At 66.6% G+C, this 3,790-nt stretch carries 3 protein-coding genes; all 3 read left to right on the top strand.

The window, feature by feature from the left end; translation table 11 throughout:
- Positions 1-237: 237 nt before the first annotated feature.
- From D1646_RS16300 to D1646_RS16290, 3 genes are read left to right on the top strand one after another with little or no spacing between them, the layout of a single operon-like run.
- Positions 238-756 (top strand): hypothetical protein, encoded by a 519-nt coding sequence (locus tag D1646_RS16300; RefSeq protein WP_160637489.1) that lies wholly within the window; start codon positions 238-240, stop codon positions 754-756.
- A gap of 57 nt (positions 757-813) precedes the next feature.
- Positions 814-2,292, top strand: coding sequence for an AAA family ATPase (locus D1646_RS16295; RefSeq protein ID WP_160637488.1), 1,479 nt, complete (start codon positions 814-816; stop codon positions 2,290-2,292).
- The gene (locus D1646_RS16290) at positions 2,289-3,608 is read left to right on the top strand and encodes a hypothetical protein (RefSeq protein WP_160637487.1); all 1,320 of its coding nucleotides are present in this window, start codon (positions 2,289-2,291) and stop codon (positions 3,606-3,608) included. The genes D1646_RS16295 and D1646_RS16290 overlap by 4 nt, the downstream gene beginning before the upstream one ends.
- Positions 3,609-3,790: the final 182 nt, after the last annotated feature.

Raw genomic sequence — 3,790 nt, 5'->3', positions numbered from 1 at the left:
TCCCCCGCCCCAGTGTGCGCACTGGGGCACCCCCTTTCAAAAGGGGGCAAGCGGCTTCGCCGCTTGTGGGGCCCTGCAAAGCAGGGCCCATCCCTCGTCCCGCCCTGAAAATTTTGTATACTTTACGAATTGAAGGATTCTGGAAAGAGCCCTCTTGTACCCGCCGGCAAATTGTGCTATAATATTTCCAACAGCCCCTGGGACCGGGGCGAAGTGAGAGAAAGCGTGTGATTCAGAATGCCCAAGCTGAAAAAAGAGAAGAAAAACAGCGAAGCTCCGCCGGAAGCGGTCCAGGAGCAGAACGCCCAGCTCTCCTCGGAGCAGGCCGGCGGTCAGCCCCCGGAGCAGCCCAAGGAGCAGCCCCCCAAGCCCCCCAAGGAGAGCCATCTGCTGCTGAATGTTCTCACCGTTCTGCTGGTACTGCTGGGGATTGGAGAGGTGGGCCTGCTGGGCTACATGGGATACCAGGCTTTCCAGGGGGTTCGGGCCCGGCAGCAATATGAGGCTCAGCAGGCGACTGTGGAGTCGGAGCGGGCCCAGAACACCTCCAGCGCCAGCTACCTGGGGCCCAGACTCCAGGTGGAGAACGGCGTGGTGGTCTGGCGCAGCGAAGACAGCCCCCTGGGCGGGGTTGGAAACAGCAGCACCGTCTCCGGGCTCACCGCCGGCGGCGAGGAGGAGACCCGACTGGCCAACATGAGCGTCCCCCTGATTGGCTACCGGCTGGCCCGGGAGGACGAGGAACAGCCCGCATAAATCAAAACCCGCACGCCGAAGCCGGGGCGTGCGGGTTTTTGACAGAAAGGGGGACCCATGGCATTTTGGAGCACCTTGACGGCAGCTCAGCTGGCCCGTCTGATGCGGGAGCGGGATCGGTCCGGCCTGCGGGAGGGCTGGGGCAAGCTGACTAGCCGCATTCTAAGCGACCCGGACAATCCGGGGAACACCATGGACTATGAGGGACGCCGCCTGAGCAGCAGCTCCCGCATTCCGGCCCTGCACTTCTTCCTGTGGGCTGCGCTCATTGACTGGGAGGAGGACCGGGAGTTCAACTTCCAGACTCTGGCGGAGGAGTACCTGCCAGAGCTGGCCCCCACCTCCGAGGCCGCCCGGAAGCTGTTCAACCGCCTGTACGGCGGCGCTTTCTCCGACACCGAGGGGGCGCTGAGCCAGCTGACGGCGGACCTGGCCTCCCTGGACCGGGACAGCAGTCTGGAGCTGCTGTGGTCCAGCCTCCGGGAACACAACGAAACCGCCCACGAGAAGGGCGCCGAGTGGGACATCAGCGGCGGTCTGGACACCCTGCGGGCCTATCTGGACGGCTGGGACCCGGTCTGCGCGGCCATGTGGGCGGCGCTCCAGACCCCCTTCATCGGGGATATCTGCGGGCTGATCCAGGGCGGCATCCAGCAGCTGATCCTCACCGGCGCGCCGGGCACGGGCAAGACCTACCTCTCCCGTCAGGCCGCCCTGTGTATGGGAGAGACCTATGAGCTGGTCCAGTTCCACCCCTCCTACGACTACACCGACTTTGTGGAGGGCCTGCGCCCGGTGGAGGGGGAGGCGGGCAGCCGCTTCGTCCGGCTGGACGGGAGCTTCAAGGCCTTCTGCCGCCGGGCGGACGGGGACCGGGACAAGCTGTATTTCTTCCTCATCGACGAGATCAACCGGGCCGACCTGTCCAAGGTCTTTGGGGAGCTGATGTACTGCCTGGAGAGCGACAAGCGGGGGGAGGGCTACCGGGTCCAGACCCAGTACCGGAACCTGCCCGCCTATCAGGTCCTGGACGGCCAGGCGGCACGGTGGGACCCGGACATTTTTGCCGCCGGCTTCTACATCCCGGAGAACGTGGTTATCCTGGGCACCATGAACGACATCGACCGCTCGGTGGAGAGCATGGACTTCGCCCTGCGCCGCCGCTTCGCCTGGCAGGAGGTGCAAGTGACCCAGGCGCTGCTGGAAAACGCCTTTCAGAGCGGAAGCTTTCTCCCTCTCCTGCGGGAGAACGCCAAGACGGCGGCCCAGCGGACGGCGGCCCTCAACCGCGTCATCTGCCCCCGGGAGGAGGAGGCCGGCCCCTTCGGGCTGAACCGGCAGTACTACATCTCCCAGGGCCAGTTCTCCGGTCTGCCCGACCAGTTCTCCTGCCTGGACCAGCTGCTGCGCTTCGTGTGGGACTGCCGGGTCAGCTTCCTGCTCCAGGAGTACGTGCGGGGGGAGAACCCCAGGCAGGTCCGGGACTTTCTGGCCCGCTGCCGCTCCGCCTTCCTCTCCGGAGGGGACCGCCCATGAGCGGGCTCATCTCCCTTTTGGACCACACCCTCTACAGCGCCGCCCCCCAGCCTCCCCGCCGCGCCCGGCCCATCTCCCGGGAACAGTTGGAGCTGCTCCATGAGGTACAGCGCCACCTGAGCTCAGAGGTCCTGCTGGACCTGGGGGAGGAGGGGGCCCAGCTGCCCCTCCGGCTGTTCAAGGCCCTGGACCGGGACACCATCCTCACCCGGTGCTATGTGGGGGCCCTCTCCTTTGGGGAGACCCGGGTGTCCATCGGCTCCCGGTTCGACGGAACACAGCAGTACTTTCTGCGGTATCTGCTGGAGCGGTGCTGGAACATCTCCTCGGTCCTCCTGGCCGGGGGACTGGCGGGGACGGGGGAGCTCTGCGGCTGGCTTCTGGTCTGCCGGCTGGCCATACAGCTCCAGGAGGCCTGGCGGAAGGGCGTCTTCCGGGCCTACCGGAGCCTGTCCTGCTATGACAGCCAGGTCCGGGGCCAGCTGGACATCCCCCGCCATATCCGGCTGAGCGGGGGCCAGGACGACGGCAGGGCCGCCTACCGCACCCGGGAGTACAGCCCGGACAACCCCTGCAACCGGCTGCTGCTTCTGGCCTTCGCCACCGCCCGAAGGCAGTATCCCCGGCTGACCCGCCGCCTGCTCCAGACGCTGCCCCAGTGCGGGGACGCCCTGCGCTCCCTCCAGCGGCAGATCCCCCGCTGGCAGGACAGCCGCCCTCGGGCCCTGCTGGAGCAGACCCGGCAGAAGATCACCCACCCCCTCCACCGGGGCTACGAACCCGCCCGCCTCACCGCCCGGGCCATCCTCCGGCACATGGGGCCGGAGCTCCAGGGGGACGGGACGGTCACCGGGGTCCTGCTGGACATTGACAAGCTCTGGGAGGAGCTGCTGGCCAAAACCCTCTTTTCCGCCCTCCCCGATCCCGGCCAGCAGCAGACCTTCCCCATTCTGGGGGGCGCCCGGGAGATTCGCCCCGACTTCCTCCTCCCCGGCCTGGCGGTGGTGGACGCCAAATACCGCCTGTCCTGGGGACGGACCCTGGACCAAGACCCATGGGAGGGCGGCGTGCGGGAGGACGTGTTCCAGGTCCTCAGCTACATGCTGGCCCTGAACTGCCCCAACGGCGCGGTGGTCTTCCCCGTCTCCCGGCCCGCCCCCGTCTCCGTCCATCCTGTCTCCTCCGCCCGGAGCGATTTGCTCTTCTGGCGTCTCCCCTTCTGGCTCCCCAGAGAGGCGGACAGCTACCAGCAGTTTCAGGACCTCCTCCAGGCCCAGACCCGGGCCCTGCGCCTCTTCGCCCCCGGCCCCCCATAACAAAACGGCAGACCCGAACGCCCTCGGGTCTGCCGTTTTGTTACCAGCTGCGGTAGAGCTCCACAATGTCCGCCAGATGTTCGGCCACCAGCTGTTGGGACGGGGGAGAAGGCCACCGCGGTAAAGTCCTGGTCACACATTCCCTTTTAAGATTCCCCAAAATTGAAGAGTCTGCTTCTTAC

It is taken from the genome of Pseudoflavonifractor sp. 60, from assembly GCF_009911645.1.
Classification (GTDB): Bacteria; Bacillota; Clostridia; order Oscillospirales; family Oscillospiraceae; genus Lawsonibacter.
The sequence above is the reverse complement of the archived record's forward strand: the minus strand, read 5'-3'. Positions and strand labels throughout refer to the sequence as shown.

Bases quoted from the DNA above. Each gene is read 5' to 3' on its own strand.
- D1646_RS16295 (WP_160637488.1), top strand. From the start codon at position 814: ATGGCATTTTGGAGCACCTTGACGGCAGCTCAGCTGGCCCGTCTGATG.
- D1646_RS16290 (WP_160637487.1), top strand. From the start codon at position 2,289: ATGAGCGGGCTCATCTCCCTTTTGGACCACACCCTCTACAGCGCCGCC.
- D1646_RS16300 (WP_160637489.1), top strand. From the start codon at position 238: ATGCCCAAGCTGAAAAAAGAGAAGAAAAACAGCGAAGCTCCGCCGGAA.